This is a genomic window from Salinisphaera hydrothermalis C41B8 (assembly GCF_000732535.1).
In the GTDB taxonomy this organism is placed as follows: domain Bacteria; phylum Pseudomonadota; class Gammaproteobacteria; order Nevskiales; family Salinisphaeraceae; genus Salinisphaera; species Salinisphaera hydrothermalis.
Genome location: NZ_APNK01000012.1, coordinates 67,600 through 94,547, shown reverse-complemented (window position 1 = coordinate 94,547; position 26,948 = coordinate 67,600). Strand labels below are relative to the sequence as shown.

The following is a 26,948-nucleotide window of genomic DNA, read 5'->3' as shown; positions in this document are numbered from 1 at the left end:
AGTGGACGCGAGATCCCCAGCCATTCTTTTATCCGCCAAACCAGTTGTTGGCGGGACTGGACATGTATGCGCTGCCCGACAACGTTTGACTTGGGAATCTGGGCATATCGGACGTCGTTCGATGGAGGGTGGATCGATGAAAGCAACGCGTAGTCAGATCACGAGCGCGGTGGCCGGCGGTATGGCCGCTGTGCTGCTCACGCTTGGCGTGGCGGCCTCGGCGGCGCCGGTCAAGGCGAATTATCCGGACAAGATCGGCAAAGGGGAGGGCCAGCTCAATCTGGTCGCCTGGGAAGGCTATGCCCAGGACGAATGGGTCAAGCCGTTCGAAAAACAGACCGGGTGCATGGTGCACCGCAAGTACGCCGGCTCCTCGGATGAAATGGTGGCGCTGATGCGCCAGGGCGGCGGCGGCGAATACGATCTCGTCTCGGCCTCGGGCGATGCGTCGCTGCGGCTGATCTACGGCGGCGATGTCCAGCCGGTGGACGTGAAGCTGATTCCGGCCTGGCAGGATTTTCTGCCGCAGCTGAAATCGCCGCCGAACAACACGGTCAACGGCCTGCACTACGGCGTGTCCTACGAGTGGGGCCCGAACGTGCTGCTCTACAACACGAACAAGGTCACCCCGAAACCGACCAGCTGGGACGCGATCTACAGCGATGCCTACAAGGGTCAGGTGACGGTGCCGGACAATCCGATTCAAATCGCCGATGCCGCGCTCTATCTCAAGGCGCACAAGCCGGAGCTCGGCATCAAGGATCCGTACGAACTCACTCGCAAACAGCTCGCCGCAGCGGTCGACCTGTTGCAGAAGCAGCGTCCGTTGATCAAGAAGTACTGGGCTCAGGCCTCGGACGAGATCGAGCTGTTCAAGAACGGCGATGCCGTCGTGGGTGCGGCCTGGCCGTACATGACCAACGCGCTGCAAAAAGACGGCGTGTCCGTGGCGGATACGATTCCGGCCGAAGGTGCGACCGGCTGGTCGGATACCTGGATGCTTTCGGCCCACGCCAAGCACCCGAACTGTGCCTACAAGTGGATGCAGTATGTCTCCACGCCGAAGGTCCAGGCCGAACAGGCGATCTATTTCGGTGAAACGCCGGCCAACAAAGAAGCCTGCAGCGCGATGGACAAGATCGAGAAAGGCGCTTGCCACAAGTTCCATCTCGATGCGCCGTCGTCGTACTTCGACCAGATCTATTTCTGGAAGACGCCGCGGACTCAGTGCGCCGACGGCCAGCGCAACTGCACCAGTTATCGCGACTGGCAGCGGGCCTGGCAGCGGGTGAAGGGCTAAATCGGTGTGTTCCGGCCACCGGTGCATAACGCCCGGCGGCCGGCCCCCTGAGGTCTTTCGGGAGCATTCACATGCAACGAACCGCCAGTGCCGCGGATTTCAACGCCGCCCAGCGATTTTTCAGACGCGCGTCGTCGCTGTTATGGCGCCGGCCGCGCGTGGCTGCCACCGTGCTGCTGGCGCCGCCGATGCTGTGGTTCGTGCTGATCTATCTCGCCGCGCTCGGCATTCTGTTTCTGTCGGCGTTCTGGACGGTGGACGATTTCACCGGCGAGATCGTGCATCAGTGGACGTTGATCAACTTCGAAACACTGGCGACCAGTGAGACTTATCGCGCGATCGCCGGCCGAACGCTGGGCATCGCCGCGCTCGTCACGCTCACCGATATCGTGCTGGCCTTTCCCTGTGCCTATTTCATGGCGCGGATCGCGGGCCCCAGGCTGCGGGCGACGTTGTTCGTTGTGATGTTGTTGCCGATCTGGCTGAGCTATGTCGCGCGGGTCTATGCCTGGCGGCTGATCCTCGCCCACGACGGCGTGCTGAACTGGACGCTGCACCAGCTGGGGCTGCCGGCGGCGGACATCGGCTATACCAACACGGCGATGTGGCTGGTGTTTTCGTACATCTGGCTACCGTTCATGATCACGCCGATCTATGCCGCGATCGAACGCGTGCCGGGGTCGTTGTTCGAGGCCTCGGCCGATCTTGGCGCCAAGGGCCTGCGCACGTTCGTGAAGGTCACGCTGCCGCTCGTGGTGCCGGGCATCATCGCCGGCTCCATCTTCACCTTCTCGTTGACGATGGGCGATTACATTACGCCGATTCTGATCGGCGGCCCGGGCTCGTCGTTCATCGGCAACGTGGTCTATTCCAATGTCGGCATCGCCAACGACATCCCGTTCGCAGCGGCTTTTGCCACGATTCCCGCGGTGGTGATGGTGGCCTATCTGTTCGCGGCGCGCCGGCTCGGCGCGTTCGAGATGATGTAGGGGCGATCATGGAAAGCACATTCACCAAATGGGCGCTCGGTATCTGGACCGCGCTGGTCATCGTGTTCCTGTTCGTGCCGATCGCGATTATCGTCGTCTATGCCTTCAACCCGTCGCATATTCAGACTTGGCCGCTGCCGGGCCTGTCGACGCGATGGTTCCCGGCGGCGTGGCATAACCGCGAGATTCGGCATGCGTTATGGCTGTCGGTGAAAGCCGCGCTGTTGGCGACCGGTATTTCGGTCACGCTCGGTACGGCGGCGGCGTTTGCCGTGCATCGCTTCAAATTCTTTGGCCGGGAGGCAGTGTCGTTCATCGTGGTGCTGCCGATTGCGCTGCCCGGTGTGCTCACCGGTATCGCACTGAACTCTTTTTTCGGCTTCTGGCATATCGGGCTGTCGTACTGGACGATCGTAATCGGCCACGCCACCTTCTGTATCGTCATCGTCTATAACAACGTGATCGCGCGGCTGCGGCGGATTTCCGGCTCGCTGCGCGAGGCGTCGATGGATCTCGGTGCCGATACGTTCGTGACCTTCCGGCGCATTACGCTGCCCATGCTCTCCACCGCGCTGATCTCCGGTGCGTTGCTCGCGTTCGCCCTGTCGCTGGATGAGGTGATCGTGACCACCTTCACGGCCGGAGCTCAGAACACGTTGCCGCTATGGATCTTCGGCGCGATCCGGCTCGGCCAGCGTCTGCCGGAGGTGAACGTGGTGGTGACGGTGGTCATGCTCGCCACGCTTATCCCGGTGATTCTGGCGTACCGATTGATGAACCGCGCGCCGGCCGATACCGGCAAGTAACGCATCGCCGGCGCGGTTGGTCGCGTATTCGTTCAGCAACCGGCCGCCTCGCGGCCTGTTTGCTTTGCGTAAGTGCGCCCGCATGTTGTGGATGACGCACGCTGCAACCGGATGCCGCGATGTCTTATTCCACCCGCGACGATGAAGAGCCCCGCGTGATCCGCTGGGCCGAGATGACCTGGACTGATTACGTCCGGATCGGCGCCGGCCTGCTGTTTTTCCTGCTCGGCGTCGCCGGCCTGGTGCTGCCAATCCTGCAGGGCGTACTGTTTTTGATCGTCTCCGCGATTCTGCTGGCCCCGTATTCGCGTTGGGTACAGAAGCAGCTGGCCCGGCTCGAAAAACGCTTTCCGTCGATTTTTCAGCGCGCCCGGGGCATCGCGAAACGCTGGCGAGGCAAGCGTTCGGCCGATGAGTGAAGCCCTGGCGGCCCAACCGTGCCCGGTCGATCCCCGCATCGAGCGCTGGTTCGCCGATCGCGACTGGCAGATCTTCGATTTCCAGCGCGAGGCCTGGGCAGCCCAGCGGCGGGGCGAGTCCGGCCTGATCCATGCGCCGACCGGCACCGGCAAGACGCTGGCCGCCTGGTTCGGCGCGGTCAACGACTGGCTGGCGAGAGCCGACGACGAGGCCGCTACGCCGGGGCTGACGGTGCTCTGGATCACGCCGCTACGGGCGCTGGCCGCCGATACCACCCAGCATCTCGCCGCGTCGGCGGCGGAGCTGGGCCTGAACTGGACCGTCGAGCGCCGTACCGGCGATACCAAGTCCCACGTCAAGACTCGCCAGCGCAAGAAATTGCCGAGTGCGCTGGTGACCACGCCGGAAAGCCTGAACCTGCTGCTGTCCTATGCCAATCACGAACAGATGTTCGCGGGTCTGCAGTGCGTGGTGGTCGACGAATGGCACGAGCTGCTGTCGACCAAGCGCGGCGTAGCGCTCGAGCTCGGGTTGTCACGGCTGCGCGCGATCAGTCCGGGGCTGCGGACCTGGGGCGTGTCGGCCACGCTCGCCAATCTGGATGAGGCCGGCGACGTGCTCACCGGCGGCCAGCACGTCACGCGCATCCGCGGCGTGGTGCCGTCCGCCACCGAGATCACCGCACTCATCCCGCCGACCATCGAGCGCTTCCCGTGGGCGGGGCATATGGGCACGCAGATGGTCGAGCCAGTGATCGCCGCGCTCGAACAGGCGCAGACCACGCTGCTGTTCACCAATACCCGCTCCCAGGCCGAGCTCTGGCATCAGGCGCTGATCCGCGCCCGCCCGGACTGGCTGGACAAGATCGCGCTGCACCACGGCTCGCTCGATCGCGAACTGCGCGACACGGTCGAGGCGATGATCGCCGATGGCCGGCTGGCCTGTGTGGTGGCCACGTCCAGCCTGGATCTGGGCGTGGATTTCTCGCCGGTGGATCAGGTGATCCAGGTCGGCAGTCCTAAGGGCGTGGCCCGGCTGCTACAACGCGCGGGGCGTTCCGGCCACCGGCCCGGCGTACCCAGCCGTATTCTTTGTGTGCCGACCCATGCTTTCGAGCTGGTCGAGATCGCCGCCGCCCGACGCAAGGCCGAGGCTGGCGAACTGGAAGCACGTCGCCCGCTGATCGGCGCGATCGACGTCCTCGCCCAGCATATTGTCACCCGCGCGCTTGGCAGCACCGGCGAGGGCGGCGTAGCGTCGGACGCGTTGCGCGCCGAGATCCGTAGCAGTCACGCCTATCGCGATCTCACCGACGAGGAATGGCAATGGACGCTCGATTTCGTCACCCGCGGCGGGGCGGCACTGTCGGCCTATCCGGAATTCCGTCGGGTCGATCTCGTCGACGGGAAGCTCGCGGTCAACGATAAGCGCATCGCCCGCCGGCATCGCATGACCATGGGCACGATCACCTCCGATGCGGCGATGCGCGTGCAATGGGTCAAGGGCGGCCGGCTGGGCACGGTCGAAGAGCGCTTCATCGCCCAGCTCAAGCCGGGCGATGTGTTCCTGTTCTCCGGACGGCTACTGGAGCTGGTCCGGGTCAAGGAACTGACGGCCTACGTGAAATCGGCGACCCGCAAGAACCGCCAAGTGCCGCGCTGGGCCGGCGGGCGGATGGCGATTTCGGGCACGCTTGCCGATGCGATTCGCGATCTGCTCGAAGCCGCCCGCGACGATCGCTACGACGAACCCGAGCTGGCCGCCATTCGCGATCTGCTCGAAGTCCAGAAACGCTGGTCGGCGCTCCCGGCGTCCGACGAGCTGCTGGTCGAGCACGTCACCTCGCGCGAGGGCCGGCACTGGTTCTTCTATCCCTTTGCCGGGCGGCTGGCCCATGAAGGCCTGTCGGCGCTGGTGGCCTGGCGGCTGGCGCGCATGCACAAGGCCACGTTCCGGTTTTCGGTCAACGACTATGGCTTCGAACTGGTGACCCGCTCCAAAGTCGATTTCACCGAAGCCGAGCTGCGGGCGGCTCTGTCCGAAGACCATCTGGTCGATGATCTGCTGACCTGTCTCAATGCCTCGGAACTGGCCAAGCATGCGTTTCGCGACATCGCGCGCATCGCCGGGCTGGTATTTCCGGGCTATCCCGGCACGTCCAAGAGCGCGCGCCAGATCCAGGCCTCCAGCGGACTGGTCTACGATGTGCTCGTGCGCTACGACGCCGGGAATCGGCTGCTCGGGCAGGCGAAACGCGAGGTGCTGGAACGCGAACTCGAGATCGGGCGGCTCCGGTCCGCGCTGCAACAGATCGCGACCCAGTCGATTCGTCTGGCCGAACCGCCGCGGCTGACGCCGCTCGGTTTCCCGCTCTGGGTCGAGCGGGTAGCCAGCCAAGTGACCGGCGAATCCTGGCGCGATCGGGTGGCGCGGATGACCGTGCAGCTCGAGAAGGCGGCGGATAAGAAGTCGGGGCGTTGATTTCGGGCTTGGGCGCGCACGCGCGCGAAAAAAGCAAGCCGCGCCGAACGCGCTGGTTTCCCACGCGGATGGTCGGTATCGGCAACCCTTGGTTCGAGCTACGAAGCTCGTCGGGCTCGGGTCTCGCCCTGATGTGCGGGCCACTTTTATTTATTGGCGTGTATAGATCGGCGACATGGGCAACACCCGTTCTGCACTGGCGAGCCGCTTTGAATCTATTCCCTGTAGGAAGATCGAATACGATCCGTCATCTGCTGTCGACTGCCTCCGCCCGGCGAAGCGAGGCATGGGGGGCGATGAGCTTGTGTCGCGCTACTTGCCGCCGCATTTAAGCTACCCATAAATAACCGCGCCCTGCCTTATGACCGCAAGCGCCGAAACATGTCCTTCGCAACAGCACGTCGCGCTCGAACTGGCCGGCGAGCGTTTGATGCTGCGCGCCGATCACAGCCTGTCCTGGCCGGCTGGCGAGACGCTGTTCGTTGCCGATACACATTTCGGCAAGGGCGGGGTGTTTCGGCGCCAGGGTGTGAACGTACCGAGCGGGACGACCGAGGCCGATCTGGGGCGCTTGAGCGCCGCACTGAACGAGACCGGCGCCAGGCGTCTGGTGGTGCTGGGTGATTTCGTGCATGCGCCGCCGGCGGGTGACGAGCCGTGGCTGGCGCGCTTTGCCCGCTGGCGTGCCGGGCATGGCGATGTCGAGATCGTGGTGACGCGGGGCAATCACGATCGCGTGAGCGCGCTGCCGGCGGATTTCGATATCGACTGGCACGCTGGCGCGCGGTATCTCGAACCGTTCGTTTGTAGGCACGAGCCGGGCGTCGATCCGCGTGGGCCGGTGCTGGCCGGGCATATTCATCCGGTCGTGCGCCTGGCGGCCGCCGGCGAACGCGCGCGTTGCCCGGTGTTCTGGCGCCGCGACGATGGTCTGGTATTGCCCGCCTTCTGTGGGTTCGCGGGCGGGGCGCACGTCACGCCGGCCGCGGGCGATCGCGTCTTTCTGGTCGCCGAGGGCGAGGTGATCGAGGCGCGGCTGGCGTGAACTTGGTGATTGCGGTGTTCGGATTCGCCGCAACCGGCGTCGCCCGGGTAGAATCGCGGCCATGCTGATTGCGATTGTCATCGGGGCCCTGATCGGTGCCTCATTCATGGGTTTTCCCGGCGCGCTGCTGGGCGGTGTCATCGGGTACTGGATTATCCAGTTGCTGGTGATGGCGTTCCGTCGCGGCAACCTCGGCAAGATCCAGAGCCAGTTTTTGGAATCCACGTTCGCCGTGATGGGCGCGCTGTGCAAAGCCGATGGCCAGGTTACGCGCGACGAGATCCGTGTCGCCGAGCAGTTGTTCGATCGTCTGCGGCTGTCGGATATGCAGAAGGACGACGCCCGTCGTGCCTTCAACCGCGGCAAGCAGGGCGATTTCGATCTCGACGGCGAAGTGGCCAAGTTCGTGCAGGTGGCGCGTGGCCAGCGGGCATTGCACCAGATGTTCCTCCAGGTGCAGATCGCGGCGATCGCCGCGGACGGCAAGGTGAGCGACGCCGAGCATGCCGCACTCATGCGCGTGGCGCGCGGGCTGGGGCTGTCCGAAGCTGAGATTCGCCAGCTCGAGGCGATGCTCGGCGCCCGCGGCGCGGCGGGTGGCGCGACCAGCGGCGATGGCATGGGCTCGAAAGCCGGCGTGTCGCGCGAGGACCAGCTCAAGCAGGCCTATGACGTGCTGGGTATCTCGCAGGAAGCCAGCGATGCCGAGGTTAAAAAAGCCTATCGTCGCCAGATGAGCCAGAATCATCCGGACAAGCTGGCCTCCAAGGGCATGCCGGAAAGCATGCGCGAGATGGCCGAACAGAAGACCCGCGAGATCGGCGCGGCCTACGAGCGGATTCGTGAGGCCCGCGGCATCAGTTAATCCGGAAGATCGCCGGTCAGCCGGTCGATGAACCATTGCAGCGCGCGCCCGCGCTCGCCGCGTCGCCAGAGCAGATAAGTCTCGCGCATGGTGGCGGGTGGCATGGTCTCCAGCGCGATCAGCCGGCCGGCGGCCAGGGCATCGTCGACCCAGTGCGTCGGGCAGTAGCCAACGCCCAGACCCCGTTCCAGCGCTTCAATCTTGGTCCGCATGCTGGCCACCGTCAGTCGGGCCTGACCATCGATGAGGTTGCCGCTGCGCGGCGAGAACTGGCGCGCGGTATCGGCCACCACGAGCGCGCGATGGGCGCGTATGGCGTCTTCGGTGAGCGGTGTGGGCGCGCTGGCCAGCGGGTGCGTCGGAGCGCAACAGAACACGAAATCGATGCGGCCGCACTGCCGGCGATGAATGCCCGCGTTGGCTGGCGGGTCGGTGACGCCGATCGCGAGATCCACCCGTTCGTCGACCAGCGCCTCCCAGCTGCCAGCCAGCACCTCTTCGTTGATGCGGACGTTGATCGCGGGATGGGCCCGCGTGAACTCGGCGATCAACGGATAAAAATCCGCTGGCTTCTGGGTGGTGTCGAGCGCGATCTTGAGTTCGGGTTCCCAATGATCGGCCTGCCGGCGCGCGGCGGCGGCCAGCTCGCGCGTCGCGATCAGGATGCGACGGCCTTCGGTCAATAACAGCTGGCCGGCCGGGGTCAGTACGGCGCGATGGCCGGTACGGTCGAACACGCGAATGCCGAGTTCGGTTTCGAGCTGGTTGATGGTGTAGGAAATCGCCGAGGGAACACGATACAGCGAGGCCGCAGCGGCCGCGAAGCTGCCGTGCCGGTCGATGGCATCGAGCACTTCCAGTGCTTCCAGTCGGACCGATTCGCTCATGCTCAAGATCATTCAATTATTTTGAATGACTATGCCAGAAAGCCTTGCTATGCGTTGGCGTAGCGGCGCGCTAGTCTCAACAATGCAGCAATCGGTGTGCCCGATTGAATCAGTTTGAACCATCAAGGCCTGCAATGGCCGAGGAGTCGGTATGAAAAAAGTTCTGGTGCTCTATTATTCCATGTACGGCCATATCGAGACCCTGGCCCAGGCGGTGGTCGAAGGCGCGCGCTCGGTCGATGGCGTCGAGGTCACGCTCAAGCACGTACCGGAAACCATGAGCGCCGAGGCGTTGGCCAGCATCGGCGCCAAGCAGGAGCTCGCCGGTGAGCAGGCCGAGCCGGGCGAACTCGCCGACTACGATGCGATCATCTTCGGTTCGCCGACCCGCTTCGGCAACATGGCCGGTCAGATGCGGACCTTCCTCGATCAGACGGGCGGTCTCTGGGCCAACGGCAAGCTCGTGAACAAGATCGGCAGCGTGTTCACCTCCAGCGCTACCGGTGCCGGCAACGAGACGACCATCACCTCGTTCTGGAACACGCTGGCCCATCACGGCATGCTGATCGTGCCGCTCGACTATGCCGGCGCCCAGGAATTGTTCGATATTTCCGAGTTGCGCGGTGGTTCGCCCTATGGCGCCTCGACCTATGCTGGCGGCGACGGGTCGCGTCAGCCCTCCGACAAGGAGCTGTCGATCGCTCGTCACCAGGGCGAAAAAGTAGCGCGTCTGGCAACGCAATTCGCCGGCTGAGCACGCCTCGTCGCTTATGCCATGATCATCGGGTTGGTGGCGGGCTGATAACGGCCCGCCGCTTCGCAACCGGAGTCAATGCATGAAAAAGACCGCCGCCGTCGATCATCCGATCCAGAACCTGCTGGCCGTGCGCTGGAGCCCCTATGTCTTCAGCGACCGACCGGTAGCCGACGAGGATCTGCGTTCATTATTCGAAGCCGCGCGCTGGGCGCCTTCAAGTTATAACGAGCAGCCGTGGCGCTTCATGCTCGGCCGGCGCGGCCAAGGCGACGTGCATGAACGTATCCTGCACTGTCTGGCCGAGCCGAATCAGCGATGGGCACGCAAGGCGCCGGTGCTGGCGCTGGGTACCGTGGTCAACGAATTCGAGCGCAACGGCAAGCCTAATAAGGCGGCCCAGCACGATCTCGGGCTCGCGGTCGGCAACCTGTTGATCGAGGCCACTGCCCGCGGATTACATGTGCATCAGATGATCGGGCTGGACCCGGAAGCCGCGCGGAGCGCGTTCGCGATTCCGATGCACGCCGAGGCCTTGACCGCCATCGCGATTGGCTATGCCGACCCGAGCGGGGCCGGTGATCCCGAGCTTGCCGAACGCGATGCCAAGGCACGTGAGCGCCGGCCCGTGGCGGATTTTGTATTCGGTAACCGCTTCGGCGAAAGCGCGGGGCTGTAGTTGGCGCCGGGGTCGACATAAAAAAGCCGCCGGTCACACCGGCGGCTTTTTTGTTTGGCGGCACGAAGTCCGCCTGACGAGGCATCGCGTCAGTCTTCGTTTTCGTCCACTACGTTGATCGACTGCGGCTTGGCCGCTGCACCGCCGGCCACACGAATCTCGAGTAGCCCGTTGCGGACCGTGGCGTTGATATCGGACTGGTCGACCCCGTCGGGCAGGATCATCGATCTACGAAACTCGCCGTAGACGCGCTCGCGGGTGTAGTAGAGCACTTCGTTTTCGTTGAGTTCGCTGTCACGTCGCCCAGAAATAGTCAGCACATTGCTGGCCACGGTGACCGAGACATCCTCGCTTTTCACGCCCGCCACCTCGCAGCGTACGATCAGGTCGTCGCCCAACGCGAAGATATCCGCCGGCGGGACATAGGCAGCGGCATGCGAGCGACCGCGGCCGCTCACCTTGCCGCGCGTCATCCATTCTTCCTGAGCGCGGCTCATTTCGCTCATTACATCGAGAAAACCACGGAACGGGTTGTGTCCGGACTTGGGGACCTTGGGGTTATTGGCCATGAGAGCCTCCGAAGTGGGTTCGGGCACCGGGCCCGATAACGGGCCCGGCAGCTTGGGATTGCAGCGGATGCCTATCAGGCTTGCTTTGTCTTGGGAAAGCGCTTGGGCATCGTCTCTTCGTTAAGTGCCTTGTACAACGCGAAGCACATGATGACGAGCACCAGACAGAATGGCAGCCCGGACGTGACCGCAGCCATTTGCAACGCCGACAGCGGATCGCCGCCGCCGAGCGTGCCTGCCGTCAACAGTACCGCCGCGACCGCACCTTCCATGACGGCCCAGAACAGACGCTGTTGCCAGATCGGGTTCGGATCGCCGCCATTCGTCAGGATGTCGACCACCAGTGAGCCCGAGTCCGACGATGTGGCGAAGAACAGAGTCACCACGACGATCGCCAGGGCCGAGGCGATGATCGCCAGCCAGTTCCAAATCGGCAGCTGATCCATCAGCACGAAGATGGCATTGGCCGAATTCGCATGCATCAGGGCCTGATCGCCGCCGCTGCCCATGACGTATTTCAGTGCGGTACGGCCGAAGATGACGAACCACACGATCGAGGCGCCGGTGGGGATCAGCAGCGTGCCGAGAATGAACTGGCGAATGGTGTAGCCGTAGGAAATACGGGCGATGAACATACCCACGAACGGCGACCAGGAAATCCACCAGCCCCAGTAGAAAAGCGTCCAGGCATCCTGGAAGTTCTTGCCCTTCTTGTCGGTGAAAATGGTCAGGCTGGTCTGCACCAGATGCTGCAGATAGTAGCCGGTATCGGTCGCCAGATAACTCAGAATATATAGCGTCGGGCCGACAACGAACACGAACAAGGCCAAGCCGATCGCCAGCCACATGTTGATCACCGACAACCGTCGAATGCCGGCGTCCACGCCCAGCATCACGCTCGTGATGGCCACGATCTCGACCGCGAGAATTACCAGCAGCTGTGTGGTCAGTCCGTCGGCAAAGCCGAAAAGCTGGCCGAGACCGGCCGAGATCTGGCTGGCGCCCAGGCCGATGGAGGTGGCAAGGCCGAACAAGGTGCCGAACACGGCAAGAATATCGATCAGATGGCCGATCGGGCCGTAGATGCGATCGCCGATGAACGGATAGAACGCTGACGCCGGCTTGAGCGGTAGATCACGCCGATAGGCGAAGTAGCCCAGCGACAAGCCGAGCACGATATAGATGGCCCACGGGTGCAGGCCCCAGTGGAAGAACGTGTAGTTCATCGCCGATTCGGCGGCCGCTGCTGTATTGCCGTCCACTACCGGCGGGTTCTTGTAATGCAGGAGCGGTTCGGAAACGCCGTAGTAGACGAGGCCGATCCCCATGCCGGCCGTGAACATCATCGAGATCCAGGACCAAGTGTCAAAGTCTGGCTTGGAATCGTCGGGTCCGAGTCGAAGGTTGCCGAAACGACTGATCGCGATGAACAGGACGAATACCACGAATAAGGTCGTGGCCAGGATATAGAACCAGCCGAAGTAAGTGACGATGAAGTGCTGGATCGTGTTGGCTACGCCGGAGAAGCCCTTCGGAAAAATACTGGCCAGCGCTACGAACAGGATCAGCATGGCGCCGGATATAAGGAATACCGGCGGGTTGGTATGGGTTTTCAAGTAGCTCTTGATCTGGGACATCAGCGGTATGCTCCCTTTTGAGTTCGTTTGTCGTCGTCCGGCGCAGTTGTTATCGGTTCATCGTTCGCCGGCCGGTCGACCTCGAAAAGCATGCCGGGGTAGCGCTCATTACCGCGCGCGATTGCAAAAGCCCTGGCGCGGCGACGGGCCAGATGATCGTTCCCCCAACACTTGCCTGACAGCAGTTTCAGCCCGGGTTCAGAGTACGCGATGCCGGTCTCCCCGGCTAGCCGGAGCGCTCGACAGGCGTGTTATAAATCGGCGCAAAACCTTTTTGCGTCTATTGCATGAGCGATACTCAATCGAGTAAAGCGGGGATCAATCCGCCCGTTTTCTTTCCTTCCGTCATCGTGGTCGGGCTGCTGGTGATCTTTGCTGCGGCCTTCCCCCACACAGCCAATCATTTCTTTAGCGCGGTACAGGGTTGGCTGATCACTAAGTTCGGCTGGCTGTACCTGGCCTCCGTCGGCGTCTATCTGGTGTTTTGCATCGTGCTGGCGCTGTCCCGCTACGGCTCGTTCAAGCTCGGGCCGGATCACAGCGAGCCGGATTTCTCCTATCTATCGTGGTTCGCCATGCTGTTCTCGGCCGGCATGGGCATCGGTCTGATGTTTTACGGTGTGGCCGAGCCGGTGTTGCATTACGCTAACCCGCCGACCGGCGAGGCCAGCACGGCGGCCGCGGCCAAGGAAGCCATGCGCATCACCTTCTTCCACTGGGGGGTGCATGCCTGGGCGATCTATGCCGTGGTCGGTCTGGCACTGGCGTATTTCGGGTTCCGCCGCGACCTGCCGCTGCGTATCAGTTCGGCGCTTTACCCGTTTATCGGCAAGCGCATTTCGGGGCCGATCGGCAATACGGTCGATGTGCTCGCGGTGTTCGGCACGCTGTTCGGCGTGGCGACATCGCTCGGCCTCGGGGCCAAACAGGTGGCGTCGGGGCTGGATTTCCTGTTCAGCGTGCCGGATTCGATGTTCACGCAGATTGTGCTGATCTGCATCATCACGGCCATGGCGACCACATCGGTCGTGTTCGGGCTGGATGCCGGTATTCGCCGTGTCTCCGAGCTCAACCTGTGGCTGGCCGCCGCGTTGTTGTTGTTCGTGATCGTACTGGGGCCGACGCTGTATATCTTCCAGTCGTTCACCCAGAACGTCGGTAACTACATCTCCTCGCTGGTCGACATGACCTTCAATTCTTATGTCTATACCGGCGGCGACGACACCAAGAGCTTCATGAGCACCTGGACGCTGTTTTATTGGTCCTGGTGGATTTCCTGGTCGCCGTTCGTGGGTATGTTCGTAGCCCGCGTATCCCGCGGCCGTACCATCCGTGAGTTCGTCGGCGGGGTGCTGCTGGTGCCGGTGGGGGCCACCTTCCTATGGATGAGCGCTTTCGGTGACGGTGCGCTGCACATGATCATGGCCCAGGGCGCGACCGATCTGGTCGGTGCGGTCAAGGACAATGTCGCAACCGCACTGTTCGTCTTTCTCGGTCATTTCCCACTGACCTGGATCACCTCGGTGCTGGGCACCATTCTGGTGGTGACCTTCTTCGTGACGTCCTCGGACTCCGGCTCGATGGTCATCGATATTCTCACCGCCAAGGACGGCGAAGAAGCGCCGGTCTGGCAGCGCATCTTCTGGGCGGTCTCGGAAGGCGTCGTGGCGATCGTGCTACTTATGGCCGGCGGCATCGGTGCGTTGCAGGCCGCTTCGCTGGCCTCGGCCTTGCCGTTCACCATCATCGTGCTGGTGATGGCGCTGGGCTTGTATAAATCATTGCGGGTCGAGGCAGTCAAGCAAGACTCGATGCGCCACATGATGAATACAGCGTCGAACGTCGCCAACGGCGGCGGGGGCAACTGGCAGCGCCGGCTCGAGACGCTAGTGTCGTCGCCGCGGCGTAGCCAGGTCGAGACCTTCCTCAAGGATACGGTCAAGCCGGCCATGGACGAGGTGGCGGAGAAATTCCACGAATCGGGTATGAGCGCCGATGTCTCCATCGAGGATGATCGCTGCTATATCGACGTCGACCACGGCGCCGAGATCGATTTCGTCTACGGCGTGCGTGCCCGGCGTTTCGCCGCACCTTCGTTCGCCATGGGCGCCCTGCGCGAGCGCAAGGGCGAGACCCGCGACCGCGGTCACTATCGCGCGGAGGTGTATCTGCGTGAAGGTGGTCAGCAGTACAGCGTCGTGGGTTATACCAAGACGCAGCTGATCGGCGACATCCTCGATCAGTACGAAAAGCATCTGCATTTCCTGCACTTGATGCGCGAATAGCCCCTGTCGATCCGCCCCGTGCAGCCCGGCGTCTCCGGACGCCGGGTATTTTCGTCTCCGGCTCGGGCGGGTCGATCGGTTATCCTTGGCAACGTTCTCGCCAGCCCGGAAGTTCATGCGCTCCAATCCGCTCGCCCTGTCCGCCGTGCCACCGATGATCAAGTGGCTGCTGATCGCGAACGGCATCGGCTTCTTGCTGCGCATCTACGATCCGCAGCTCATGATCCTGCACTTCGCGCTGTGGCCACTGGGCAGCTACCCCGTGGGTGCGACTGGCCTGAGCGTCGGCTTCAAGCCGTGGCAGCTGGTGAGCTATGCCTTCCTGCATGCCAACTTCTTTCACCTGTTCTTCAACATGTTCGGCCTGTGGATGTTCGGCCGCGTGCTGGAACAGGTGTGGGGGCAGTATCGTTTTCTGTTGTTCTATACCGTCTGCGTGATCGGTGCCGGGCTGACCCAACTCGTGGTCGTGTCGTTCATCGAGACGGGCACGATCGCCCCGACGCTCGGCGCCTCCGGGGGCGTGTTCGGCATTCTGCTGGCCTTCGGCATGATGTTTCCCAACGTGCGCGTCATGCTGTTGATTCCGCCGATTCCCATGCCGGCGAAGTATTTCGTGATCGGCTACGGTGCGCTGGAATTGTTCTTCGGCGTCACCGGCACCGAGGCCGGCGTGGCGCATTTTGCCCACCTTGGCGGTATGGCGTTTGGCTTCATCCTATTGATGATCTGGCGCCGCCAGGGCCGGCTGGGAGGCTGAGCGCATGACCGGGCATCACGGGTTTTCCGGGCCGGCGCGGCTCGCCGCGGGCCTAATGGATCGATCGAGCAGCGATACGATCCTCGAGTTGGATGCACTACCACACGTCGCGGCCAACGTGGCCCGCTGTGACTCATGAATAGCGTACTGATTCATCGCATTCTCGGGCTCGTGTTCTGCACTGTCGGCGCCATGACCGGCATCACCGGCTTCATGTTCTGGTTCGACCCGCCGGAAACACCGCTCAACAATGGCTTCCTGGCTGCCATGGTAGCCGTGGGCATTATCGCTTTCGTCGGTGGGTTGGGAATATTCCGGCGCCTCGCGGTCGCGCGATGGGCGATGATCGGTTTGGCCGCGCTGGTCCTGTGCGTGGCCGCGATCGGTATCGTGCATGCGATCGTGGTCGCCAATATGGGCGAGCTGGTGATCCTGCTGACGGCGGTGATGCCGCTGGTGCTGGTGATGTCCGCGCTCTACGAGCTCGGCCGGCCCGATGCCAAGGTCCGTTGAAACGGGCTGCCAACCTTGCGCCGACAGCCCGCCGGTAGATCGATATCAGGCGTCAGACGCTGACATTGAGCGTAACGTCGATATTGCCGCGGGTGGCGTTTGAATAGGGGCAGACCTCGTGTGCCTTGGCCACCAGGTCGTCCGCCGTCGCCTGATCCAGGCCGGGCAAAGACACATTGAGGGTGACGGCCAAGCCGAATGCATCGCCCGACGGGCCGATCCCCACCTGTCCGGTGACCTTGTGATCGGCGGGCAACTGAATTTTCTCCTTGCCGGCAACGACCTTCATCGCCCCGATAAAGCAAGCCGAATACCCGGCGGCGAACAACTGCTCCGGATTGGTGCCGTCACCGCCGGCGCCGCCGAGCGCCTTCGGCGTGCTCAGTTTTATGTCCAGTGCTTGGTCCGAACTGGCGGCGCGCCCGTCGCGGCCGCCGGTTGCGGTGGCTTCGGCCTGGTAGAGGATCTTGTCGACCGTCATGGAATCTCCTGTTGGGAATCAGGGGATCGAGATTGTCACGCTGTTTGGTTGTGCGCAACCGAACGATGCGCATGAATCTCCCGCGCGTCGTGCGGTCTTAGGTTAGAGTTGTACTGTCACTACCGTAAGCTGCCCGAATTGGCAGCGGTCCCACGATGATGAGCATCATGAACATGCGTTTTCTAGGGTTGATGGCCCTGATCGCCTTGCTGGCGGGTTGCGCCTCGGGCCCGGTCTACCGAGCGGCCGAGAAGCCGGGCGATTACGGTTACCGTGACACCATGCTGACCTCACAGCATTATCGCGTCAGTTTTTCCGGCGACGACGGTACCGCCCGCGAGACGGTCGATAACTTTGCGATGTTTCGTGCGGCGCAGGTGGCACTGTCTCACGGCTACGATCGTTTTCGGGTGGTATCGCAGCAGACTTCGCCGATCACCGAGACGACCGACTACGGCCCGTCGGCGGCCGTCGGTTACGGCTGGGGCTACCCGTTCTGGGGCACGGGCATCGGTTACAGCACGGGGAGCGTCAGCCGTACTCGCTACGAAACCGTGCTGCAGATCCAGATCGGGCCGGACGTGCCCAAAGAGGGGCCGGATGTCTATGACGCGCTTCAGATCAAGCAGAATCTGGCGGCCGAGGTTGCCGCCCAGCAGCGTTAGACCGGCAACCGGGGCGTTTCGATCAGCGTCGGTTCCGGTCGCTCTCCGGTCATGTCGTCCGTCGGGGCGGCCGGCTACCCATGCAAGCGGGGCTTTCGACCATACGGCTATCGTCTGATGCAGGCGCCGCAAGGGATTCCGTATGCTGGCATAAACTTACCGGCATAAGTACATCCGATGGCTGATAGCAAGATCGAATCGGTGCTTCGCGAAGATCGCGTCTTCGAGCCGCCGCAGGCGTTCGTCGAACAGGCCAAGCTCAAGCCGGCTGATGTCGAGGCGCTGTACCAGGCAGCACAAGACGACCACGAAGGCTTCTGGGCCGAGCGCGCGCGTGAGCACATTGACTGGCACAAGCCGTTCACGCAGACGCTGGACAGCGCCAACGCGCCGTTTTTCAAATGGTTCACCGACGGCGAGCTCAACGTCTCCTATAACTGTCTCGATCGCCACCTCGATACCAAGGGCGACAAGACGGCCATTATCTTCGAATCCGATGATGGCGAGGTCGAGCACATCAGCTACCGCGAGCTGCATGCCCGGGTTTGCCGTTTCGCCAACGCGCTCAAGGCCAACGGCCTGGGCAAGGGCGATCGGGCCGTCATCTATCTGCCCAACGTGCCGCAGGCCGCGATTGCCATGCTGGCTTGTGCTCGAATCGGCGCCATTCATTCGGTGGTCTTCGGCGGGTTTTCCGCCCCGTCGTTGCGGGATCGCATCGACGATGCCGAAGCCAAGATGCTCATCACCGCCGACGGCAACTACCGCGGCGGCAAGCTGATCCCGCTCAAGGATGTCGCCGACAAGGCGTTGTCGCAGGGCGGTGCCTCGATCGAGAAAGTGATCGTGCTCAAGCGTTCGGGCACCGACGTCGCCATGACGTCCGGGCGCGATATCTGGTGGCACGACGCCATCGACGGCCAGTCCGACGACTGCCCGCCGGAATGGGTGAATGCGGAACACCCGCTGTTCATCCTCTATACCTCCGGCTCGACCGGTAAGCCCAAGGGCATCCAGCATTCCACCGGCGGTTATCTGCTGGGCGCGATCTGCACCTGTCGTTGGGTGTTCGACCTGAGTGACGACGACGTATTCTGGTGCACCGCGGATGTGGGCTGGATTACCGGACATACCTACATCGCCTACGGCCCGACGGCCTGTGGCGCGACGCAGGTGATGTTCGAGGGCGTGCCGACCTATCCCGAGCCCGATCGCTTCTGGAAAATGGTCGATACCCATCAGGTGACTATTTTCTATACCGCGCCGACGGCCATTCGCGCGTTGATGAAGCACGGCGACGAATACCCGCAGCGCCACGCGCTGGACAGCCTCAAGGTGCTGGGCACGGTCGGCGAGCCGATCAACCCGGAAGCCTGGATGTGGTATCGCAAGATGATCGGCCACGATCGTTGCCCGATCGTCGATACCTGGTGGCAGACCGAGACCGGTGGCCACATGATCACGCCGATCCCGTCCTACACGCCGACCAAGCCGGGCTCGGTGACCCGGGCGCTGCCGGGTATCGATGCGGATATCCTCGATGAAGCCGGCAAGCCGGTCACCGATGCCGGCGCGGGCGGCGTGCTGGTGATCAAGAAACCGTGGCCGTACATGCTGCGTACAATCTGGGGCGACCCGGAGCGTTACAAAGAGACCTACTTCGGCATGTACGACGCGCACACCTACGTCGCCGGTGACTCCGCACAGCGCGACGAGCAGGGCAATTTCCGTATTCTCGGCCGTATTGACGACGTCGTGAATATTTCCGGACATCGGCTGGGCACGATGGAAGTCGAGTCCGCGCTCGTGGCGCACGCTGAAGTAGCTGAAGCCGCAGTGGTTTCCCGGCCGCATGAAGTCAAGGGCGAAGCCATCGTCGCGTTCGTCATCCTGAAGAGCGGCGAAGGTAACGACGAATTGGCATCGGACTTGCGTAACTGGGTAGCGGAACAATTGGGCGCGATCGCCAAGCCGGAAGAAATCCGGTTTGCGGACGGTTTGCCCAAGACGCGCTCGGGCAAGATCATGCGCCGCCTGCTACGCACGGTGGCGCGGGGCGACGAGGTCACACAGGACGTGTCGACGCTCGAAAACCCGCAGATTCTCGAGCAGTTGCAAGCCCGCGGTTCCTGAAGCGGGTTATAGGTTAGGGGGTGGCCGGCCCGGCTGAGGCGTATTCGCCCGCTGGGGCCGGCCTTTTTTATTCATGGCCTATTGGCCGGTTGATGTCAGCTTGGTGATGACTTTCGCCGGACGGCTGAACGGGTCGATGCGCCGTTCATGCGCGGCCGATCAGGGAAGTTGCCGCTACCGCGTTGGCGAGCATCAGGCGAATTGTACGGTGGCTCTGAGTCGACGGTCGGCAGCGCGTTTTGTACCGTGCGACCGGGACTGAAGCGTGTGCAACCCCAGAGCCGTCGTGCCTGTATTCCCTTCCTGTGGCGCAGCGACGGTGAGGTGTGACGCGGATGAGTGTCCGGCGCACTGCGTTGGTGCGCCCCGCGGGTTCCGGTGCCGCCAAAGCAGCGTTTTACCGTCATCGGCTACGTGCGCATTCCCGACGAAATGCCCCTCCCGGTGAACCGGCAAAGCCGGCGCCGCGCGCGGGTGATCTCCTGTGGGTGCGCAAGTCGTAGAAAGGCCTCGCGCTGCAGCGCGATACCAGGGCGCGGTAAGGCCCGACGGCGCGATTTTGGTCTCGCGCTTGTTGGGCGTTTCGGATGAGACGTGCCATTTAATTGCCGCCCATCGCTGTCAGAACCGTCGAGATTCGTAGCGCGCCGTTGCTGCCAAACCTACGAAGACTCTTTTGCTTGCACGCGTCATGACGCGAGGCACGTTCGCGCGGTGGCACGCCATCCGGAAGCGGTGTGCATCGCGCCCGATTACGAGCGCGCCATGCCGCGGTGCGGCGAAAGCTGGCCTGATGCTGCGCCGCACCATTACGATGCCGGATTTGGGTGTTCGAGGAATTCGACATGGCGCATGATGTGGTGATCGCGGCGGCGCAGCGAACGGCCATCGGCCGGTTGTCCGGTACGCTGGCCGGGCTGTCGGCCAGTGCTATGGGGGCGGCTCTCATTCGGGATACGCTAGCCCGCCATCAGATTAATCCCGACGTCGTCGACGATGTCGTACTTGGTCAGGTATTGACGGCTGGATGCGGTCAGAATCCGGCCCGTCAATCGGCATTGGGGGCCGGACTTCCCGAACGAGTGCCGGCCACGACACTCAACCGCGTCTGTGGCAGTGGTTTATCCGCCGTGATTGAAGCGGCTCGAGCTGTGGCGCTCGGCGACGCGCGCGTCGTCATCGCGGGCGGGCAGGAATCGATGAGTCAGGCGCCGCACCTGCTGCCGGAGTCGCGTCGCGGTCGCCGGCTCGGCGATTGGACGCTGCAAGACAGCATGATCCACGACGGCCTTTGGGACGCGTTCCATGACTACCATATGGGCCGTACCGCGGAGAATGTGGCCCAAAAGTATCGGATCTCGCGCGCCGAACAAGACGAGTTCGCCGCCTCGTCGCAGCAGCGTGCGGAAGAAGCCGGCAAGCACGGGCGCTTTGAGGACGAGATCCTGCCGCTCGAAGTGCCGCAGAAGGCCGGGGATGCGATCGCATTCGCGCGCGACGAGGGGCCGCGCCCCGGGGTGACCGCCGAAAGCCTGGCGCGGCTCGATCCGTCGTTCGTGCGTGACGGTGCGGTCACGGCGGGCAACGCCTCCGGGCTGAACGACGGCGCCGCGGTGGTCGTGGTCACCACCGAGGCGCGTTGTCGAGAGCTCGGACTGACCCCGCTGGCGCGGATCGCGGCCCATGCGACCGTCGGTGTGGCTCCGGCGCTGATGGGCATTGGTCCGGTGCCGGCCAGTCAGGCCTGTCTGCGCCGTGCCGGTTGGACGATCGACGATCTTGATCTGGTCGAGGCCAATGAAGCGTTTGCGGCACAGGCGATTGCCGTGAATCGACAGATGGAATGGCCGCTCGACAAGGTCAACGTCAACGGTGGGGCGATCGCGCTAGGGCACCCGATTGGTGCGTCGGGATGCCGTATTCTGGTCACGCTGCTGCATGAAATGGGCAAGCGCGAAGCGCACCGTGGCCTGGCAACGCTATGTGTCGGCGGCGGACAGGGCGTGGCGTTGGCCGTGGAACGTTTTTGAACAACGAGAATTCCGAATAAATCGATTCGAATCAAAGGTCTGAGAATGCCAGCCTGCAAGCCCAATCACGGGTTGGCATCGACCTTGCTTTTACAGTATTGCGCCGGTGATTCTGCGTCGTGTTGTTCTCCTCCAATGCGCTCGCGCTTCTCTTCCCATCGTCACCGGCGTAATCGCGGCTTCCGGCCGGCGGCGCCACCGCCGGCCGGTATTTTTTGCGTGATAAGGGTACGCTGCGGCGCTGCCGGATTGCTGAACTGCCGCTTTCGGCAGCGCGGAGTCTCGACCGGCGCCATGGCGGGCCGACCGTTTGACCCGCATGAATGCCGGGCACACGAAGTTTGGGGTGGCCCAATTGCATTGTGCAACGGATAATGGGGCCCATGTCGCGCCTGGCCTGGCTGTTCGCGCCCAGCGGAGAAAACGTGTCCTTCGCCATACGCTGTTGCGTATCGGTGGCGCTTTCTCTGTGGCTCGCGTTCTATCTCGAACTCGATAACGCCTACTGGGCGTTCATCAACGTAGCGATTCTCATCCAGCCGCTGCCGGGCTTTCTGGTGGTGCGCGGGTTTGCGCGTCTGGCGGGCACGTTTGTGGCCGCCTGTGTCGCGATCCTGTTGATCGCCTTGTTCGCCCAGAGCTATACGCTGTTCTCGATCGCGCTCATCGCCTGGGTTTCGGCGATGGTGTTCTGTGCCAGCCTGTTCCGGAACAACATGTCGTACGGCTTCGTGCTGGCGGGCTACGTGGCCGTGATCATCGGTGTCCGTGCGATGTCGGACCCCACGACGGTGTTTTCGGTGGCCGTGGCGCGATCGTCGGAAACCGCGCTGGCGGCGGTCGTGGCGGCGTTCGTGAGCGTGGTTCTCGCGCCAAGCGTCACGGCGCGGAAGTATTTTCAGGCGCGCGTGGACGCGCTCAAGGCGATCGGGCATCAGTTCCGTGTGCTTGACCGATCACCGGACGAACTCGACGGCGATACCGATCCGAATACCCCGCACCCCCAGTTGCATGCGCTGGTGGAAAAGACACTCACGCTGGAGCAGACGCGTCAGTATGCGCGCTTCGATGCGCCCGGTTTCGCCGAATACAACCGGCTCGCGCGCCGGCTTGATTACGAACTGCTCTCGATCGTGAGCGCCATGGCCTCGTTGCAGGTATATCTCGGCAAACTCGGGTCGTCGGTGGACCGTGGCCCGCTTCGAGCGCTCGATCATGCGGCCGAACTGCTGGAGACCGATCCGGGGAATACGCGCGAGATCAAGCACGCCTTCGGCGAGGCTTACAACGATGTCCTGTCCGAGGCGCGCCTGGGCGGCCAGGAAGGCAACCGTGCCCGTTCGCTGGTGGACTGGGTCGTGCTCAGTCGCGCCTTGGACATGGCCAATCGTATGCGGGCGGCGGTGATCAAGCACGGCATGCTGATCGCCGAACGCGGGGCCGGGGCACGCACCGCCTCGCGTCGCAGCGAGTTCTCCACCGCCAACCCGATCGGGGAATCGGTCAAGGTCACGATCCGGGCGGCGGCGGCGATGGGGTCCGGCGCGGCGATCTGGGCCACGCACGACGACCCCGCGCTGGCGGGCACCATGGTGCTGTTGTCGGTCCTGACGACATTGTTCGCGCTGATGGACGACCCGGCCGGCGGGGCGCGCGGGTTCGGCATCGGCGGGCTGGTGGCAGGCGTGGCCGCTTTCTTCGTGAATTTCGTATTCCTGCCGCAGGCGACCAGCTTCGCCATGTTGATGCTGGTCCTGTTGCCTTGTGTCTTCGTCGCCGGGCTGGCCATGGTGAATCCATCGACGGCGCTCATCGGCCGCGTCGCTCTGGTGCAGTTCGCGCTGTTCGTGCATCCGGCCAACGACGGCAGCCGGCAGACATTCGTGAGTTTCCTGGAAACGTTCCTAGGCGCGGAACTGGCGGTGATCCTCGCGCTCGTGGCGTTTGCCTTGGTCTTGCCGGTCAACCCGCGACAACTGCTGCGTGATCGCCTGGCCGGTATTTTCGGCGAGCTGGCCGCCGGGTTTGCCGAGCCGCGCGAACGCTTCGAGACTCGAGTTTACGATCGGCTGGTCAAACTGCCGGTCGCCGCGGACCGGGGCGAATTTCACGTTTCCGCTCGTCAGGCCGCCTTCGCGGCCGTGAACATGGGCGTCGAGGCCCGGTCGCTGCGAGTGCTGGCTGACCGTGCCGGCTTCAGCGACAGTACGCGGGCCGCTATCCACGATACGCTCGCCGGGCTCGAATCGATGTTCAAACGCGGTTATCCGCGGGTAGCGAAGGTGTTCGATATGCAAATCGAAGCCAACCGGCTGGCCCGGCGCCTGCTGGATGAAGCCCTCACCTTTTCGCCGCGCAAGCGTATGCGTTATGGCGTGCGTGCGTCGGTTTCGGCGGAGTTGATGGCGGCCGCGCTGGCCGATTACGGGCAGGCGCGCGAGAATACCGACGGTCAACGCATTCGCCTGGGGGAAGCGGATCGTGCTACCTGAAACGATCACTATCGGCGGTATTTACCTGCCGGTCTTCCTCGGTTTCCTGGCGGCGACCGGTGTGGTGTATTTCATGCTGCGCTGGGTCGCACAGCGCCTGCATCTTTATCGCCTGTTCTGGCATCCGGCCCTGGCGGGCGCGGCAGTCTTCGTCATCCTGTTGTCCTGCCTTTTGATCTGGTTCGGCCCCTGAGCGTGATTTGTGAAGTTCTGGTGAATTGATGGCCAATGCGAAGAATATTCTGAAAACGACGGCGCGGGTGGCGGCCACGCTGGTGATCGTGGCGATTGCGGGGGTGCTCGGATGGTTCGCCTGGCAGCACTACGTCTATGCGCCATGGACCCGTGATGCACGCGTGCAGGCTGACGTGATCAATATCGCGCCGGAAGTCTCCGGCACCGTGACCGACGTGGCCGTGGCCGACGACAGCTACGTACATAAGGGCGATCTGTTGTTCAAGATCCAGCCGATCCGCTACAAGCACAACGTGGCCGAGGCCAAGGCCAATCTCCTGGCCGCCAAGGCCTCGCTGGCGTACTCGGCGCGCAACGCGCGTCGGCTCGAGCGCTTGCCGCCGGGCGGGGTCTCGACCCAGAACCTGCAGCAGGCCCAGTCGGCCGAGCAACGCGACCGGGCGTCGGTCGCCCAGTACAAGGCGCAGCTAGCCCAGGCCAAGCAGAACCTTGAATGGGCGACCGTGCGTTCGCCGGTCAACGGCTACGTCACGCATCTGCTGCTGGATCAGGGGGATTACGCGACCCAGGGGTCGCCGGCGATGACCCTGGTCGATGCCGAGACCTTCCGGGTGACGGCTTATTTCGAAGAAACCAAGCTGTCCAAGATTGCCGTGGGCGACCCGGCCGAGATCGTGCTGATGGACGGCGACAAGCACTTCAAAGGCCATGTCGCCAGCATCGGGCGCGGCATCGCGATTCCCAACAACGCCAAGGGCGAACGTAATCTGCCGAACGTCGACCCGACTTTTCAGTGGGTTCGTCTCGCCCAGCGCGTACCAGTAACCATCGCGTTCGACCGGGCGCCGCAGAAGTTGCCGTTGTCGGTGGGCCTGACGGCCACCGTGCATGTGCACCCCAATGCAGACAAAGACAACGGCTACGATGCCTCGGCGCACAAGGGCAATCTGCGCTGGTCGCCGGCACGGGCCGGCCAGTTCGACGACTCGGGGCAGAGCGCCTCGTCAGCCGGCCAGTTGTCAGCCCACAGGACTCACGACTGAGCGCCTAGGCGGATGCGGCGGGCCGCCGCCCGACATCCTCGAGCCGGTCGACGCGGCGCAGGGCAGGGAACATCCACATCCAGGCGCCGACCACGGCCAGGGTCCCGATGCCGCCGAGTACCACCGCGGGTACGGTGCCGAAGATGCCGGCCGTGACGCCGGATTCGAATTCGCCCAGCTCGTTGGACGCGCCGATGAACAGCATGTTCACCGCGTTCACGCGGCCGCGCATGGCATCCGGCGTGGCCAGCTGGATCAGCGTGGAGCGCACGAACACGCTGATCATGTCGGCCGCGCCCATTGTCGCCAGCGCCGCGAACGACAGGATGAAGTTCGTCGACAGCCCGAACACGATCGTGCCGATACCGAAAATCGCCACGGCGGCGAACATCACCGGCCCGGCGCGCCGGTTCAGCGATACCCGCCCCAGATAAATACCCATCAGAAACGCGCCGATCGCTACCGCGCTGCGCAGCGCGCCGAGCCCGGCCGGGCCGGTGTGCAAAATCGAATGGGCATAGACCGGGAGCAGGGCCGTCGCGCCGCCCAGCAACACCGCGAACAGATCCAGCGAGATCGCGCCGAGGATGATCGGGCGCGTGCGGACATAGACGATGCCGGCCGTGAAGCGCTCGAATGCGCTCTGCTGGGTCGTATCGGCCTGAGCCGGCAATGGCCGCGTAATACTCGCAGCCGCGATCGCCGCGACCAGCGATAACGCGGTGCACAAGCCGTAGGCGATCGCTGGGCCGGCCAGATACACCGCCCCACCCAGTGCCGGACCGCCAATGATCGCGACCTGGAATACCGACGAACTCAGGGCGATTGCCTTGGGGAGTCGATCTTCACCGACGACCTGCGGCAACAGCGACGAAAAGCTCGGCCCGGAAAACGCCCGGGCGACGCCGAACAGCACCAGGACACCATAGAACCCGAGCGGCGATTGCGTGCCGGACAGCGTGAGCATCAGGAACAGCACGCCGGCCACCGCGACCAGCAGGCAACTCACGGTCACCAGCAGCTTGCGCGAGACGCGATCGGCAATATCGCCCGCCGGCAGCACCAGCGCCGCCATAGGCAGAAACTGGGCGAGCCCCACCCAGCCCAGGGTGAGCGGGTCGTGGGTCATCGTGAACAGCTGCCAGCCTACCACGACCGACTGGATCTGGTTGACGGTCGCGGCCGCAAAGCGACAAACCAGCAGCTTGCGAAAGGCGCGGTCGCGCAGGGGGCTGTCGGGGGCCGGTATCAAAAAACCACGCATAGGGCGCGGATTGTTGCACAGTCCAGCAATTCGCGCCCGCGAGCGGGCGATTCGGTCAGTTGCGGTTTGGCCGGGTGTAGTGGATCGCCTCGATCTCCAGTTCGCGGCGCGATGCGGGCAGCGTCACATCGACCACGTCGCCGGTGCGCTTGCCCAGTAGCGCGCGCGCCACCGGCGAATGCAGGCTGATCGCGCCGGACGCCGCATCGGTTTCGTCGGCGCCGACGATCCGGTAGCAATGCCGGGAATCGTCGGCATCGACCACGTCGACCCAGGCCCCGAAAAAGACCTGGTCGGGGTTGTCGGTCCGCGGATCGACCGCGGTCAGCTCGTCGACGCGCTTGCCGAGGTAGCGCACGCGCCGATCGATCTCGCGCAGTTCCTTCTTGCGATAGATGTACTCGGCGTTCTCCGAGCGATCGCCCTCGGCCGCGGCATCGGCCAGCTTGCGCACCACGAACGGGCGTTTCTCGCGCCAGAGATAATCCAGCTCGTCGGCCAGCGCCTGCCAGCCTTCCCGAGTGATGTAGTCGCGCTTGGCCATGGTTCGATGCCTGGGCCCGTGAGCGGGGGTTGCGGATGACCGGAGAGGATAAATCACCATCCGCCCGCGGTCACCGGGATGCACGGGCGTCCTCTGTGCGGCAGTCTGAAC

At 63.6% G+C, this 26,948-nt stretch carries 24 protein-coding genes; 18 read left to right on the top strand and 6 right to left on the bottom strand.

The annotated features are described in order from the left end of the window. The first annotated feature begins 136 nt into the window (after positions 1 to 136). From C41B8_RS09980 to djlA, 7 genes are all read left to right on the top strand, one after another. Positions 137 to 1,300, top strand: a complete 1,164-nt coding sequence (locus C41B8_RS09980) for an ABC transporter substrate-binding protein (RefSeq protein WP_037337307.1) — start codon at positions 137 to 139, stop codon at positions 1,298 to 1,300. Positions 1,301 to 1,371: 71 nt separating this feature from the next. Then, on the top strand, positions 1,372 to 2,289 hold the full coding sequence (locus C41B8_RS09975) for an ABC transporter permease (protein ID WP_037337306.1): 918 nt from the start codon (positions 1,372 to 1,374) through the stop codon (positions 2,287 to 2,289). Between the two features lie 8 nt (positions 2,290 to 2,297). Continuing rightward, positions 2,298 to 3,095, top strand: coding sequence for an ABC transporter permease (locus C41B8_RS09970; protein ID WP_037337303.1), 798 nt, complete (start codon positions 2,298 to 2,300; stop codon positions 3,093 to 3,095). A gap of 119 nt (positions 3,096 to 3,214) precedes the next feature. Next, positions 3,215 to 3,514, top strand: a complete 300-nt coding sequence (locus C41B8_RS09965; RefSeq protein WP_037337300.1) for a YbaN family protein — start codon at positions 3,215 to 3,217, stop codon at positions 3,512 to 3,514. After that, positions 3,507 to 5,996 (top strand): ligase-associated DNA damage response DEXH box helicase, encoded by a 2,490-nt coding sequence (locus C41B8_RS09960; RefSeq protein WP_037337297.1) that lies wholly within the window; start codon positions 3,507 to 3,509, stop codon positions 5,994 to 5,996. The genes C41B8_RS09965 and C41B8_RS09960 overlap by 8 nt, the downstream gene beginning before the upstream one ends. A gap of 361 nt (positions 5,997 to 6,357) precedes the next feature. Beyond that, a complete protein-coding gene (gene pdeM / locus C41B8_RS09955) occupies positions 6,358 to 7,041 on the top strand; it encodes a ligase-associated DNA damage response endonuclease PdeM (RefSeq protein ID WP_051883358.1) in 684 nt (227 codons plus the stop codon). Between the two features lie 61 nt (positions 7,042 to 7,102). Further along, positions 7,103 to 7,906, top strand: coding sequence for a co-chaperone DjlA (djlA, locus tag C41B8_RS09950; protein WP_037337295.1), 804 nt, complete (start codon positions 7,103 to 7,105; stop codon positions 7,904 to 7,906). Here djlA and C41B8_RS09945 read toward each other — a convergent pair. Beyond that, positions 7,903 to 8,793, bottom strand: coding sequence for a LysR substrate-binding domain-containing protein (locus C41B8_RS09945; protein WP_037337352.1), 891 nt, complete (start codon positions 8,791 to 8,793; stop codon positions 7,903 to 7,905). The genes djlA and C41B8_RS09945 overlap by 4 nt on opposite strands. Positions 8,794 to 8,944: 151 nt before the next feature. Here C41B8_RS09945 and wrbA point away from each other — a divergent pair, with 151 nt between their 5' ends. Both wrbA and C41B8_RS09935 read left to right on the top strand, forming a co-directional pair. Further along, complete coding sequence (gene wrbA / locus C41B8_RS09940; protein ID WP_037337292.1) at positions 8,945 to 9,547, top strand: NAD(P)H:quinone oxidoreductase; 603 nt, start codon at positions 8,945 to 8,947, stop codon at positions 9,545 to 9,547. A gap of 82 nt (positions 9,548 to 9,629) precedes the next feature. Next, positions 9,630 to 10,226 carry a nitroreductase family protein gene (locus C41B8_RS09935; protein WP_037337289.1) on the top strand — a complete coding sequence of 199 codons (597 nt, stop codon included), beginning with the start codon at positions 9,630 to 9,632 and terminating at the stop codon, positions 10,224 to 10,226. An 89-nt stretch (positions 10,227 to 10,315) separates the two neighbouring features. Here C41B8_RS09935 and C41B8_RS09930 read toward each other — a convergent pair whose 3' ends face one another. Then, positions 10,316 to 10,795 (bottom strand): Hsp20/alpha crystallin family protein, encoded by a 480-nt coding sequence (locus C41B8_RS09930; RefSeq protein WP_037337287.1) that lies wholly within the window; start codon positions 10,793 to 10,795, stop codon positions 10,316 to 10,318. A 74-nt stretch (positions 10,796 to 10,869) separates the two neighbouring features. Continuing rightward, positions 10,870 to 12,432, bottom strand: a complete 1,563-nt coding sequence (locus C41B8_RS09925) for a BCCT family transporter (RefSeq protein ID WP_051883357.1) — start codon at positions 12,430 to 12,432, stop codon at positions 10,870 to 10,872. 287 nt (positions 12,433 to 12,719) lie between these two features. Between C41B8_RS09925 and C41B8_RS09920 the strand changes: the two genes are divergently transcribed. From C41B8_RS09920 to C41B8_RS09910, 3 genes are all read left to right on the top strand, one after another. Further along, positions 12,720 to 14,717 carry a BCCT family transporter gene (locus tag C41B8_RS09920; RefSeq protein WP_037337284.1) on the top strand — a complete coding sequence of 666 codons (1,998 nt, stop codon included), beginning with the start codon at positions 12,720 to 12,722 and terminating at the stop codon, positions 14,715 to 14,717. Positions 14,718 to 14,832: 115 nt separating this feature from the next. Next, positions 14,833 to 15,477 (top strand): rhomboid family intramembrane serine protease, encoded by a 645-nt coding sequence (locus tag C41B8_RS09915; RefSeq protein ID WP_037337281.1) that lies wholly within the window; start codon positions 14,833 to 14,835, stop codon positions 15,475 to 15,477. Positions 15,478 to 15,612: 135 nt separating this feature from the next. Continuing rightward, positions 15,613 to 15,990: a hypothetical protein gene (locus C41B8_RS09910; protein WP_037337278.1), complete on the top strand. Its 378-nt coding sequence runs from the start codon at positions 15,613 to 15,615 to the stop codon at positions 15,988 to 15,990. A gap of 52 nt (positions 15,991 to 16,042) precedes the next feature. Here the strand turns inward: C41B8_RS09910 and C41B8_RS09905 are convergent, their stop codons facing one another. Further along, positions 16,043 to 16,471 (bottom strand): organic hydroperoxide resistance protein, encoded by a 429-nt coding sequence (locus C41B8_RS09905; RefSeq protein WP_037337275.1) that lies wholly within the window; start codon positions 16,469 to 16,471, stop codon positions 16,043 to 16,045. A 155-nt stretch (positions 16,472 to 16,626) separates the two neighbouring features. Here C41B8_RS09905 and C41B8_RS19615 point away from each other — a divergent pair, with 155 nt between their 5' ends. The 6 genes from C41B8_RS19615 to C41B8_RS09875 all read left to right on the top strand — a co-directional run bounded on the left by C41B8_RS19615 (position 16,627) and on the right by C41B8_RS09875 (position 25,029). Further along, a complete protein-coding gene (locus tag C41B8_RS19615; RefSeq protein WP_051883356.1) occupies positions 16,627 to 17,136 on the top strand; it encodes a CC0125/CC1285 family lipoprotein in 510 nt (169 codons plus the stop codon). A gap of 177 nt (positions 17,137 to 17,313) precedes the next feature. Then, positions 17,314 to 19,269 (top strand): acetate--CoA ligase, encoded by a 1,956-nt coding sequence (acs, locus tag C41B8_RS09895; RefSeq protein ID WP_037337272.1) that lies wholly within the window; start codon positions 17,314 to 17,316, stop codon positions 19,267 to 19,269. An 845-nt stretch (positions 19,270 to 20,114) separates the two neighbouring features. Further along, positions 20,115 to 21,299, top strand: a complete 1,185-nt coding sequence (locus C41B8_RS09890; RefSeq protein WP_037337346.1) for an acetyl-CoA C-acetyltransferase — start codon at positions 20,115 to 20,117, stop codon at positions 21,297 to 21,299. A gap of 383 nt (positions 21,300 to 21,682) precedes the next feature. Further along, the gene (locus C41B8_RS09885; RefSeq protein WP_037337269.1) at positions 21,683 to 23,791 is read left to right on the top strand and encodes an FUSC family protein; all 2,109 of its coding nucleotides are present in this window, start codon (positions 21,683 to 21,685) and stop codon (positions 23,789 to 23,791) included. Continuing rightward, a complete protein-coding gene (locus tag C41B8_RS09880) occupies positions 23,781 to 23,984 on the top strand; it encodes a DUF1656 domain-containing protein (protein ID WP_037337267.1) in 204 nt (67 codons plus the stop codon). Before C41B8_RS09885 ends, C41B8_RS09880 begins: the two co-directional genes overlap by 11 nt. 28 nt (positions 23,985 to 24,012) lie before the next feature. Then, positions 24,013 to 25,029, top strand: a complete 1,017-nt coding sequence (locus tag C41B8_RS09875) for an efflux RND transporter periplasmic adaptor subunit (protein WP_051883355.1) — start codon at positions 24,013 to 24,015, stop codon at positions 25,027 to 25,029. 4 nt (positions 25,030 to 25,033) lie between these two features. Here C41B8_RS09875 and C41B8_RS09870 read toward each other — a convergent pair whose 3' ends face one another. Further along, positions 25,034 to 26,293, bottom strand: coding sequence for an MFS transporter (locus C41B8_RS09870; protein WP_037337264.1), 1,260 nt, complete (start codon positions 26,291 to 26,293; stop codon positions 25,034 to 25,036). Between the two features lie 55 nt (positions 26,294 to 26,348). Continuing rightward, on the bottom strand, positions 26,349 to 26,837 hold the full coding sequence (gene greB, locus C41B8_RS09865) for a transcription elongation factor GreB (protein WP_037337261.1): 489 nt from the start codon (positions 26,835 to 26,837) through the stop codon (positions 26,349 to 26,351). Positions 26,838 to 26,948: the final 111 nt, after the last annotated feature.